The 11,579-nt window shown below is 38.1% G+C and carries 9 protein-coding genes; 2 read left to right on the top strand and 7 right to left on the bottom strand.

Annotation, left to right across the window (positions count from 1 at the left end; genetic code table 11):
• The first annotated feature begins 92 nt into the window (after positions 1-92).
• Positions 93-569, top strand: a complete 477-nt coding sequence (creA, locus tag FAZ14_RS06750; RefSeq protein WP_080578335.1) for a protein CreA — start codon at positions 93-95, stop codon at positions 567-569.
• A 203-nt stretch (positions 570-772) separates the two neighbouring features.
• Here the strand turns inward: creA and FAZ14_RS06745 are convergent, their stop codons facing one another.
• The 6 genes from FAZ14_RS06745 to FAZ14_RS06720 are packed head-to-tail and all read right to left on the bottom strand — an operon-like array spanning position 773 to position 7,087.
• Positions 773-2,014: a glutamate-cysteine ligase family protein gene (locus tag FAZ14_RS06745; protein ID WP_153508267.1), complete on the bottom strand. Its 1,242-nt coding sequence runs from the start codon at positions 2,012-2,014 to the stop codon at positions 773-775.
• An 11-nt stretch (positions 2,015-2,025) separates the two neighbouring features.
• Entirely contained in the window at positions 2,026-3,222 is a 1,197-nt protein-coding gene (locus FAZ14_RS06740; RefSeq protein ID WP_016940670.1) for an aminotransferase class V-fold PLP-dependent enzyme, read from the bottom strand.
• An 11-nt stretch (positions 3,223-3,233) separates the two neighbouring features.
• Positions 3,234-4,451 (bottom strand): phenylacetate--CoA ligase family protein, encoded by a 1,218-nt coding sequence (locus tag FAZ14_RS06735; RefSeq protein ID WP_016940669.1) that lies wholly within the window; start codon positions 4,449-4,451, stop codon positions 3,234-3,236.
• Positions 4,438-5,217, bottom strand: a complete 780-nt coding sequence (locus tag FAZ14_RS06730; RefSeq protein ID WP_016940668.1) for a gamma-glutamyl-gamma-aminobutyrate hydrolase family protein — start codon at positions 5,215-5,217, stop codon at positions 4,438-4,440. The genes FAZ14_RS06735 and FAZ14_RS06730 overlap by 14 nt, the downstream gene beginning before the upstream one ends.
• Positions 5,183-6,160 (bottom strand): ATP-grasp domain-containing protein, encoded by a 978-nt coding sequence (locus FAZ14_RS06725; protein ID WP_016940667.1) that lies wholly within the window; start codon positions 6,158-6,160, stop codon positions 5,183-5,185. Before FAZ14_RS06725 ends, FAZ14_RS06730 begins: the two co-directional genes overlap by 35 nt.
• A gap of 3 nt (positions 6,161-6,163) precedes the next feature.
• The gene (locus tag FAZ14_RS06720) at positions 6,164-7,087 is read right to left on the bottom strand and encodes a radical SAM protein (RefSeq protein ID WP_016940666.1); all 924 of its coding nucleotides are present in this window, start codon (positions 7,085-7,087) and stop codon (positions 6,164-6,166) included.
• A gap of 817 nt (positions 7,088-7,904) precedes the next feature.
• Between FAZ14_RS06720 and leuS the strand changes: the two genes are divergently transcribed.
• The gene (gene leuS / locus FAZ14_RS06715) at positions 7,905-10,490 is read left to right on the top strand and encodes a leucine--tRNA ligase (RefSeq protein ID WP_016940665.1); all 2,586 of its coding nucleotides are present in this window, start codon (positions 7,905-7,907) and stop codon (positions 10,488-10,490) included.
• Positions 10,491-10,752: 262 nt separating this feature from the next.
• Here leuS and arcA read toward each other — a convergent pair whose 3' ends face one another.
• Positions 10,753-11,469: a two-component system response regulator ArcA gene (gene arcA, locus FAZ14_RS06710; RefSeq protein WP_016940664.1), complete on the bottom strand. Its 717-nt coding sequence runs from the start codon at positions 11,467-11,469 to the stop codon at positions 10,753-10,755.
• Positions 11,470-11,579 lie beyond the last annotated feature (110 nt).

Below are 11,579 nucleotides of genomic sequence, written 5' to 3'. Positions count from 1 at the left end.
AGAAATCTATCTGACAAACGGTCTGTAGACCACAGAAACTACGCTATGGTAGCAACGAGCGAAAGAACGGCAATTGTGAGAGAGTGGCAATGATGATGAAAAGACACGTTATATTGACGGTTGCAGCCCTGTTTTTCGGTATCACCTCAGCCAGGGCAGAAGAGATAGGTTCAGTGGATACAGCGTTTAAACTGTTAGGCCCAGATCATAAAATCGTGGTGGAAGCGTTTGATGATCCTGATGTGGCAAATGTCACTTGCTATTTGAGCAGAGCGAAAACCGGTGGCATCAAAGGCGGGCTTGGTCTGGCGGAAGATACATCGGATGCCGCTATCTCTTGTCAGCAGGTAGGGCCTATCACCCTGAATGACAAGATAACCAGCAGTAAAGGCAAGGGGAATGTGGTGTTTCAGCAGCGTACTTCACTGATCTTCAAGAAATTGCAGGTAGTGCGTTTTTACGATGCGAAACGTAATGCGCTGGTGTATCTGACCTATTCTGATCGTCTGGTGGATGGTTCGCCGAAGAATGCGCTCAGTGCAGTACCGATTCTGCCTTGGAGTAAGTAACAACGTTTATTGAGGGAAGAGAAATGATCTCTTCCCTGCAAATTGTACTATGCTCTCACGGAGGAGCATATCAGCCATGAAAAAGCTCCATTTATACCGAAGGACTGTGGCTGACGATGAGGCGTTGTATTATTGAGTTCGGTGGTCGATCGAGAAACCACTTTTAATGGATGGCAAGGATACAGAATTATCTACAGGGTAATCTATAATATCTTGCAGGATTCGTCATAAATGACAGAATCATAGCTTGTTATTCTTCTTCCTATTTTCATGACATTTTCTATTTCATCTTCTTTTCCTATATTTTCCAATCCTTTAATTGCTAGATTTGCTAATTCTTTTAAAACTTTTCTTACAGGTATACCTGAATGGTCCATTGAAAAAACACCATCTTTAGAAATGGCATTATAATTATACTCCACATTCTCTTTGGTTGTTTTTCTAAACCGATAAAGGCATTCATCAAGAATTTCATCGCAATACATTAGTCCTTTAATTATACTAAGGAATATCATTGCCCTATCAGGAGGGCATGAGTCACATGATCTAAGTTCAATAACGTTTTTCAAACGGGCATCAGGATATAAAGTGCTTAGATGGGAAACCCAGTCACAAACCTGAACGTCATACTCGTTTCTTTTAATATAGTCTTGGAAAGTAATTCCATTCATCTTTTTTACTTCATTATCACGAATTATGTAGAAAATTTCTTTTTGGAAAGCCCATTCTGTATATAATTCATAAGAGTTATTTATAAAGTCATCGGACCAGATAAAGTCAGGTACTCCCGAGCGCCCTTTATCAAACTCGCGTAAACATTTTGTTCTATAGCTAACAAAGCCAGAATAATGCCCATTACAGAGAAAAGAGTTACCAAAAAAACCAGCCAGATAAGGTTGAATAAAACTCGCTAGTCTTATCCTTTTCCCTGCATCTATTCTATTACTATAGTCTAAAGAGCATTGCATTGATGCAGTCAGTTTCTGCGTATCACAACAGTCTAGTAATGAAGTAATATTCTGATAGCGAGGGCAAGGGATTACATCAATATCATGTGTTGAGCAAAAGGGATGATATCCAACACTATGTAACGATATGCTATCTCCACAGACAGAACTCATATCAAAAAGAAAATCTTTTAGACTGTGATAAATATCAATGACATTATTTCTTGGATCACATGAAAATTCAATCTGGCCTCCTGGCTCGATAGTGATTCTTATATCATTCTTGGTTGCGCCAGATAAGAATTTATTGATAATAATGGGGCTATATCCACATTCAATTAACTCATTTAATATACTGTAAATCCCTTTTCTTCCCAAATAGGTCACAGGAGTGTTGGGGTTTTCAATATTTATTGGAATTGTTTCATATTCAAATCCAAGCATTTTTTCATTCTTTGAGTTTCTTAAAAAGAAATTAACACACTCTTCGAAGTACATATTAAACCTCACTAATTTATCAAGCACCTTACTTCATTTAAGGATGCTACGAGTGCATCAATATCATCCTTACTGTTGTATAAATGAAGTGATATTCTCATTCCACCTTTAAGATTTCTACGCTTGTAGATAAGCTGGTTACACTGATATCCAGTACTGACGCAAATTTTTCGCTGTGATGAGAGTATCCTGGCAATAAAATTGAGATCGATGTTGCTGTTAAAGTTTAGTGTCAGCAATGGAATCCTATTTTTAGATAATTGAAATGCTAAATTAACTCCAGATAAAGAACTGATAGACTCTATGAGATAGCTATTAAGCTCATGACCATACTTCTCTATATTATCTATCCCAATGCTTTCAATATAGTCTATTGCTGATCCCAGCCCTAACACACCCTCTATATTCGGTGTTCCTGCTTCAAATTTTTTGTGACCTGAATAATACTCAACAGAATGAGATAGATTAATGCTGTTTACCATCCCGCCTCCAGCCTTATATATAGAGAGGTTTTTATTATTAATATTGCTGTTTATATACAACACCCCAACCCCAGAGGGTCCTAACATTTTATGGCCAGAGAAAGCAAAAAAGTCACATCCGATAGATTTTACATCGACATGAATATGACCGACCGCCTGAGCGCCATCAATTAAACATAATGCACCATACTTTCTGGCTAATGAAGCAATTGCATTAACTGGTTGGATATTCCCTGTGACATTTGAAACCATACAGCATGAAACGATTTTAACTTTATTTTTCTTTAGTTGACTTTCTAATATATTAAGGTCTATCAGCCCATTGTTATCAGTTGGTATGGATTTCACCGTACCATATTTCATCCAGGGAAGTGTATTAGAGTGATGTTCTAATTCACTAATTATAACTAAATCATCATTAGTAATATTCAATGAAGAAGCTATGGTGTTAATTGATTCTGTACAATTCATTGTAAAAACTACTTCATCGCTATCACAGCCAATGAACGATGCTACTTTACTTCGTACATCTTCATAATTTTCTGTAGCTATTTGCCCCATGAAGTGACTAGAACGCCCTACATTAGCACTGAAGCTCTGGTAGAAGTCGTTAACCCTCTCTATAACTGAGTCGGGTTTTAGTGAGGTGGCCGCACTATCCAAATAAACAATCCCTTTTTTCATTATAGGAAAGTCTTTTCGTATAGTCGAAAAACTGATGCTCATATTTAAAACCTTTAATATGTTATTAATGAGAACTTCCCAGAAGTAGAAGGTGATATACTGTTTACCTTAATAAATTTAACCTGACTAAAGATAGTATCAAATGATGACAAAGCTTTGCTGAAGGAGAGTGCTAACCTCTCTTTGGGTTTTCTATCTTTTAAAATCCCTTCAATAATAACAGAATCACTTTTTATTATTTTTATCTTATACATGACAAGATCTGGCTCTACATTGAAAATAATATCATCGATCATGGAAATGGATATTTTTTGATTATTGATACCATTTATAAGCTCTCTCTTCCTACCATGAAAAACCATCTTCCCTATCTTATTAAAATCAATACCCCCATCAGCTAAAGCTGTGTTTTCGCCTAGTTCAATCAAATCACCTGTAGTGTAACGGACAAAAGGCATGTATTTATTTTTCCAGGAAGTTACAACAACTTCATAAATATTTTCACATACAGGAATGAACTCTATTATCTCTGATTCGCTAGTTCTGACTAAATCATGATTTTCATCCTCTATAAATAAAAAACCAAGCTCAGTTGAACCGAATGCAGAAAAAACCTCGCATCTATAGTTATCGCTAATAAATTTTTTACATCCGCGATGTAAATATTCATAGGATAAAACTATTGCTGAAGGTTGATATAATATCTTATCAGGAAAATACTTGTGCCATTTCATTAAGAAAATAAGTAAATAAAGAGGATCTGCTTGTAATATACCAGGGCTATAGTCCACTATTTCATTATGCATTCTTAGAATATCTTCTTTTGTCCAGGAATTAGGATCTGCTGTCAAGTTTAGGCTTAGGAAGTCAAAGTTTATTCTCTCTTGATACGATGGGTTTGATATATGACAAACTCCTGATGAACATACTGCAGTTGTTAAAAAAGCTATTCGTCTGTTCCCATCTATAATACGGGAAAGCTGCTTATTTTTACTATATGCCTGTTGATACTCAGGTATCCACCAGTTTTTTTCTCGAATAATATTTAACTGTAAACCACTGGTTCCTGACGTTGTGGCATATTCAACATTGGAGTCGTTAATAGCATTTTTCAAATCAGCATTCATGAAGCCCGATGGAAAATCACGTGCGATATCTTCTTTTGAAAAAAATGGTAGACTTTTTATTTTAGAAATGGAAAGCCCATCTTCATTAATGAAGTCCTTATATAAAGGGATGTTTGAAAATAGATTAGCGTCAAATTTTAGCATGATTATATTCCTTAGCTCGCTCCAGGAAGTGAATCCAAATATTATCGTATTGCTTATGTGTTTCACTCTGAAACTCAAAGTGTCCTTGAATGCCTAATATGAATTTTTTTTTATTTTTAGATTCTATAACTTCAGTGATTCCATCTTCACTGAATGCTGATATTTTTAATCCATCCCCAACTTTATTGACAGCTTGGTGATGTACTGACGATATAGGAATATTTGATTGGCCAATAAGTTTATGAAATAGACTGTCCTCTTCAATATATAAATCATGATAATGAATCCATCCATTGTCATCTATGTTGTGTTTTATTTTTTCATCATCTATCTCTTGATAGAGCGTCCCTCCACTGGCGATATTTATAATCTGCATACCTCGACATATCCCAAGGATAGGGATGTTTCTTCCATTTGCACCTTTGCATAGAGCTAACTCTGTTAGATCACGGAGTCTGTCAGGACTATATGCTATTGGTCTTTTATATCTTTCACCTGGGAAACTGATTTTATCTATGTATTTAACAATCATCTCTTCACCATAAAATTCAGGGCTAACATCTTGGCCAGGGGTTAACAATAAGCCATCAATAATATCGATTATACTATCGTCGATGAATTCACTATTGGGAATTACAATAGGTTGTGCATCAAGCTCAAAAATCTTTTCAAGAATATTATTAGGCACGGTACAATTTTTGAAATCAAAACCGTTGACGGCTTTTACATTTCTATTCGCTGATGATACAGCTATGATTGGTCTCATTTTTTTTCTCTTCAACTTTTTTCATTATGTAGTTGACTAACATTTTTAATTTTCTATCATCATGTTCTTTAAAAAAAATGGGTAATATATCTTGACCTTTCCCATATCTGGCTGCAACAGCTGCTTCAACAAAAACCCCTAAGAGATAATTCACTTCTAGGACATAAAATTTATCATCTTTGACAGATCTAACCATATCAACGATGGTGCCATCAATTTGAAGTGCATTAGCAGCCTTAAGTGCTAAGCTAATATGGTGCCCAGAGCTTTCACACTCTTCAACAAACCCACCAGCAGTAACATTTGTTTTGAAGCTATGAGACTTGACTCTGCTATACCCACCTATAATCTCATTGTCAATAACTTCAACTCGATAGTCTCTATCACCAAAATCAATATATTTCTCTATATAAAAGTTTTCTTCATACGATTTTGAGTATTGGATAAAATCATAAAATTGCTCTGCATCAACAAATTTTATAATTCCAGCTGCACCATGCCCTTCCCTTGGTTTATATACAGCAGCCCCCCACTTATAAAAAATATTTTTCACTACATCAAGATTGACATTCTTGTTGAGCAAAGCGGACTCTGGAACATTAACCTCAGATTCTCTCATTATGAAATTAGCGATAAATTTATCCCGACATTTAAGATAAGCATCTACACCATTTATAACAGTTACACTCTTACCCTCCAAAGCCCAGAGTACTTCTCGCTGATGAATACTTTCGTGGTCAGCATACATATGATATAGGATATCAATCTGACTCAAATTTTCTCCGGAAGATAGAAAAACCTCCCCATTTAATATATAACATTCGTTGAGGTCAAAGTTATCAATTACTTTTATCCCCCTGGCTTTTAGTTCATCCACTAATTTTTTCTTAGGGATATCACCGTTATCATTATCATACATCCATATTGCTACTGTGGTTTCCATATATTATTTCCTATCACTTCTGAGGAATATGTTTTTCTTACTGGCTTGTTCTTTTGTATTACATACGAAGCACATATCCATGTTCCCCAGTATCTTATGTCTTGCTTTTATAATTTGTTTTATACTCATTTCTCGGATGTTTCCAAGAACATGTTTCTTACCAAAGTCCTGAAAACAAGTTAGAATACTACCATCATGTGATATGCAGACACTGCTGTCTCCCACCGGGCAATAGTTTGGGTTTTGTATCCATTTCTTTAGGTAATTATATATATATCGAGGTTTGCTTTCACCACCTCGACAAGTTGACTCAATAGCATTTAATTTCAGCTGTGCTATGAGCTGACTTCTCTTTTTTTCAACCGGGTCTACCTTTATATCTCCACCTCGATTCCATAGTGGGAAGAGGTTGATATCTTTATAGCCCAACTCACGTAATTTACTGACGGTATCCGGAACGGATTCATAGATAACATCACCACCGACGAGATGAATAGTTGTTTTATCTGCGGCAACACTAGCTAGATTGGATATATTCTCCCAAATTCTTTCATATTTCAGACCGCAGTGAACTTTTTCAAAAATATCTTTTTTTACAGAGCTCACTGATAGACGAATAGCATCAATAGAATTTGTCAGGGCGTTTAATCTTTTTTCCGACAGTGTAACACCTGTTGTTGTCAATTTTTTAGGGACTGGGGCATCTTTAATAAGCTCAACCATATCATAAAAATTAGGATGAACCGTGGGTTCACCTCTTCCCGCAAAGTCTATTTCGTATACGTCATCTTGCTTAACCTTTTCGATTATTAACCTTAACATATCTTCAGTCATAAACCCTTTATCTGTAACAACATGTCTAGGACACATGCTGCAAGATGCCGGGCAAGATGATGTTAGTTCTATATTTAAAAGAATTTTATTCATCAGCATTTTCCTTATTATTAAGTTGAGATTATTTTATGGAATATTTCATATGTAATGATTATCAAATGATTAGTGTTAACGTGTGTAAATTATATATTAATTTTATTTTTTAATTATTTCAGCTCAATGTATATGGTTGTTATTAATTTAATTTTTTATTCGATCTCTCTAGCGAGATAAAAATATAGATTCGTAATCTTCTGATGCAATGTCTATTTTATTGATTTTGATTTATATCAAAAAGCAATCCAAAAAACATTGACGCAATGGAATGGTGAAAGATACAAGTTGTAAACTACAGGGGATGGTGTTTTTATCATTTAAGCCTATTAGTTTTCATTGAAATTATTTTGACGTAAAATAAAATTGATTATCAACTTATAGTTGAATAGCTTTTCATTCTTGTGTATAAGTGTATTAATGAGCTAAAATATAAGTCGTAATTTTTTATATTTCGAATTAAGATAAGAAAATGTTTAGAACCCACAAGGACCTAATGAATTGAAGAGTATGAAGTGTTTATAATAAGAAGAATTGCGTAACGATTTCACGTAACAAGAGCCGATAATGTAACTAGTACCCTGAATGATGAATATATGGATGTTTAAGTTTTCTGATTCATAGCATATTGGTAATACTCCATTGTGCTGCTAAACACCCGATAAGTATCACGCCGTTAGTGTGTCGGTGCTATATCGACATCTCCTTTAGTCAGGATATATTCATCTGTTACGTACTGACGTCACATCGATGATGTTAAAAGATATGAGGATGTTAGTCTAACATATGAAAATCAATAAATAAGTGAAAATATAGAATGGATACGGAATATAATTTTAAGAATGTAGAAAATGAAGCGCAACATTATTGGAAAAATAATAAAGTATTCCATAGTGTAGAAGACTCTAAGAAAGAAAAATTTTATTGTCTTAGTATGTTCCCTTACCCTAGTGGAAAACTACACGTCGGCCATGTGAGAAATTATGCCCTTGGTGATGTTGTGGCAAGATTCCAGCGGATGAAAGGAAAGAACGTACTTCAGCCCGTTGGGTGGGATTCATTTGGAATGCCGGCTGAAAATGCCGCCATAAAAAATAATATTCCTCCAGCAACATGGACCTATGAAAATATAAAGGTGATGAAGTCACAGTTTCAGGCATTGGGCTTTGCTTATGACTGGAACCGTGAGCTAGCTACCAGCGATCCAGATTACTATCGTTGGGAACAATGGTTTTTTATCCGTTTATATGAGAAAGGACTGGTTTACAAGAAAAAATCTATGGTGAACTGGGATCCTGTAGACCATACGGTTTTAGCTAATGAGCAAGTTATTGATGGATGTGGATGGCGGTCTGGTGCAAAAGTAGAAAGAAAAGAGATCGAGCAATGGTTTCTTCGTATTACTGATTATGCTGAGGAATTGTTGGTAGATCTGGATAACCTGGATTGGCCCGAACAGGTTAAAACGATGCAGCGTAATTGGATCGGAAAGTCACGAGGTATTGAACTGGCATTTGACCTTGTTGGCAATTTTCCTGACTGCCCACGCCTGACTGTTTTTACTACACGGCCCGATACCCTGATGGGGGTTAGCTGCCTAATCATTGCTGCGACACATCCGTTGGCAAAAGTCACGGCAAAGACTGACATCGCCATCGCTGCCTTTTGTGAAACCTGCCAGCAAGGCAGTACTTCAGAAGCAGACATTGCGACTATGGAAAAACGCGGTATACCGACTGGCTATCAGGCACGTCATCCTATCACCAACGATGCTTTACCTATCTATATTGCAAATTTTGTTTTAATGGAATATGGCACTGGTGCGGTCATGTGCGTACCTGCTCATGATACCAGGGATTGGGAATTCGCCCGGCGATATCAATTACCAATAAAACCGGTAATTACCGATGTGGATGGTAATTCGCCTGATGTTTCTAAAAGTGCCTATACCCAATACGGCTCTTTAATAAATTCTGGTGAATTTAATGGGTTATCATCAGAAGAGGCATTTGATGTGATCGCCAACCGCCTGGAAGCAACGGGACATGGGCATATCAAGATTAATTACCGCTTGCGTGACTGGGGTATTGCACGTCAGCGCTATTGGGGTACGCCAATACCGATGAAATATGGGCCGAATGGTGAAACAAGGGCATTACTGGATGAAGAGTTGCCCGTCGTGTTACCGACGGATGTACGTATTGATGCTACCGGCTCGCCGCTGAAGAAAATGAGCAGTTTCTACTCATTGGATGACGACTGGGTTCGGGATACAGATACATTTGATACTTTTATGGAGTCATCCTGGTACTACGCACGTTTTTGTTGTGCCGATAATAATGTAACTATGCTTGATGACAGAGCGAATTATTGGTTACCTGTCGATTTGTATATTGGCGGCATCGAACATGCTGTACTGCATTTACTTTATGCACGTTTCTTCCACAAATTATTGCGTGACTTCGGTATGGTCACATGTGATGAACCATTTAAACGGTTATTAACTCAAGGAATGGTCTTAGCGGAAACGTACTATCGGAACAATGCAGATGGAGGAAAAGACTGGTTTAATCCTTTAGATGTTGAAGTTATCAACCATAAGGATGCTTGTGCTGAAGCGATACTTAAATCTGATGGACAGCCCGTCAAGATTGGTAGCATAGAGAAAATGTCGAAGTCGAAGAATAACGGTGTCGATGCCCAATATCTGATAGACCGTTACGGTGCTGATACGGTTAGACTGTTTATGATGTTTGCCGCGCCCCCGGAACAATCTCTAGAATGGTCTGACTCTGGGGTTGAGGGAGCATTTCGTTTCATTAAGCGTCTCTGGAAAATGACCATTGATCATCTGGATGTCAGCGATACACATGCATTATCAGACATCACTCCAGACAAACTCACAAAAGCGCAGCAAGAATTATATCGTAAAACACACGAAACTATCGCTAAGGTGACAGACGATATTGAGCGGCGGTTTACTTTTAATACCGCGATATCTTCAGTAATGGAATTGGTTAATGCTACATTACGCTTTGAGGATGGCTCGCCGCAAGGTTTGTCTGTGAGTCGCAAGGCTATCGAAGTAAGTATTTTGTTGCTTTCACCGATCATTCCCCATGTAGCACATACTTTGTGGCTGCGGTTGGGACATATTACGTCTATTGCGGAAGAAACATGGCCTACCGTTGATGCACGTGCTCTGGTTCGAGATTTGATGAATATCGTTATTCAGGTCAATGGTAAACGACGGGCTCAGATAGAGCTACCCGTGACTCTGGATGAAGATAGTGTGAAATCTGAAGCTTTAAACGAATGGAATGTTAAGCGTTATCTGAACGATAAGTTGATTCGCAACATTATCGTGGTTAAGGGGAAACTAGTTAATATTGTTACCGCTTAATGGTCTTCGGATAACTCCGGCAACAATTTATCGCCAGTGGTGGAATAAAGAACAAAATAAAAAAGCGCTTCCTTACAACAGGAAGTGGTGACTAATTAACGATCAGCCAAGCTGTTCCGTCACTATGTCGAACCCGAAAATGTTCTTCGTTTCCGGATTTTTCACAAAAAAATCAGAAAAAACCAGTCAGTAGCTTAACTGACTGGTTTTAGAGAATAATTCTGGCGTTTTATATACTGGCGCGTGATGAACGCGCTGGGAATCAGCCTTCCAGATCACCGCAGAAGCGATAGCCTTCACCGTGAATCGTCGCGATGATTTCCGGCGTATCGGCGGTGGATTCAAAATGTTTGCGGATACGGCGGATAGTCACATCGACCGTGCGGTCATGCGGCTTCAGCTCGCGACCGGTCATTTTCTTCAACAACTCGGCACGTGACTGGATTTTGCCCGGATTCTCGCAGAAATGCAGCATGGCGCGGAATTCGCTACGCGGCAGTTTATACTGTTCGCCGTTCGGGCTGACCAGTGAGCGGCTGTTAATATCCAGCTCCCAGCCGTTGAAACGGTAACTTTCAACCAGACGACGTTCTTCCGTGCCGCCGCCCAAATTCATGGTGCGGGACAGCAGGTTACGCGCACGAATAGTCAGTTCACGGGGGTTAAACGGTTTGGTGATATAGTCATCCGCACCGATTTCCAGGCCCAGAATTTTGTCGACTTCGTTGTCGCGACCCGTCAGGAACATCAGCGCTACGCTTGCCTGTTCACGCAGTTCACGTGCCAGTAATAAGCCATTTTTGCCCGGCAGATTAATATCCATAATGACCAGATTGATATCATGCTCGGACAGTATGTTATGCATCTCGGCGCCGTCTGTAGCCTCGTGAACAACGTATCCCTCAGCCTCAAAAATACTTTTGAGGGTGTTGCGAGTTACCAACTCGTCTTCGACAATAAGAATGTGGGGGGTCTGCATGTTTGCTACCTAAAATTGCCAACTAATATAGAGATTCGAAAGTACAGAAGTCCTGGTTCTCTCGGGCGCTTTGGGAAATCGTGTTCACCGTTTTTTCGCCGACCGACTCA

Origin of the sequence: Dickeya oryzae (assembly GCF_009372235.1) — a bacterium.
Lineage (GTDB): Bacteria > Pseudomonadota > Gammaproteobacteria > Enterobacterales > Enterobacteriaceae > Dickeya > Dickeya oryzae.
This window is presented reverse-complemented; position numbering and strand designations above follow the sequence as displayed.

Bases quoted from the DNA above. Each gene is read 5' to 3' on its own strand.
- creA (WP_080578335.1), top strand. From the start codon at position 93: ATGATGAAAAGACACGTTATATTGACGGTTGCAGCCCTGTTTTTCGGT.
- FAZ14_RS06745 (WP_153508267.1), bottom strand. From the start codon at position 2,014: ATGTACTTCGAAGAGTGTGTTAATTTCTTTTTAAGAAACTCAAAGAAT.
- FAZ14_RS06740 (WP_016940670.1), bottom strand. From the start codon at position 3,222: ATGAGCATCAGTTTTTCGACTATACGAAAAGACTTTCCTATAATGAAA.
- FAZ14_RS06735 (WP_016940669.1), bottom strand. From the start codon at position 4,451: ATGCTAAAATTTGACGCTAATCTATTTTCAAACATCCCTTTATATAAG.
- FAZ14_RS06730 (WP_016940668.1), bottom strand. From the start codon at position 5,217: ATGAGACCAATCATAGCTGTATCATCAGCGAATAGAAATGTAAAAGCC.
- FAZ14_RS06725 (WP_016940667.1), bottom strand. From the start codon at position 6,160: ATGGAAACCACAGTAGCAATATGGATGTATGATAATGATAACGGTGAT.
- FAZ14_RS06720 (WP_016940666.1), bottom strand. From the start codon at position 7,087: ATGAATAAAATTCTTTTAAATATAGAACTAACATCATCTTGCCCGGCA.
- leuS (WP_016940665.1), top strand. From the start codon at position 7,905: ATGGATACGGAATATAATTTTAAGAATGTAGAAAATGAAGCGCAACAT.
- arcA (WP_016940664.1), bottom strand. From the start codon at position 11,469: ATGCAGACCCCCCACATTCTTATTGTCGAAGACGAGTTGGTAACTCGC.